This is a genomic window from Dellaglioa sp. CoH-56-MRSF-11 (genome assembly GCF_056782135.1).
The window spans coordinates 1-347 of the sequence record NZ_JBXAYE010000061.1 but is presented as its reverse complement, the minus strand read 5'-3'; the positions used below and the strand labels follow the sequence as shown (position 1 = coordinate 347).

General features: G+C 51.0%; 1 protein-coding gene. It reads left to right on the top strand.

Annotated features, from left to right (window positions below; all coding sequences use genetic code 11):
* A partial coding sequence (locus tag AC1RPT_RS07845; protein WP_481762993.1) for a hypothetical protein occupies positions 1 to 347 on the top strand: 347 nt, incomplete at both ends.

The following is a 347-nucleotide window of genomic DNA, read 5'->3' as shown; positions in this document are numbered from 1 at the left end:
CCTGAACACCACGACGACAGCGCTGAACTACACCACTAACAATGGAGCATCATGGACTAGTGTGACCTTGCCTGTTACTCCGAGTTCAGTAGCCTCTACTGCTATGTGTCCAGCAGACACCGGCAATTCTGCGTTTCCTCACGTTGTTCCTGTTGTGTCCAATACCGGTTCAGGATTTCAGGGCATACTGTATGCGATAGTAGGAAATGCTACAACAGGCAGCTTTACCTTGACCCTGAACATAGGCGGTAGTACTCAAGCCATCAATGCTGTTCTGACTTCCGGTCGCTTGCTGGGTGGTAGCAGCGGCGTTGTTTCCGTGTTCTACGCTGGTTACGGATTGATGG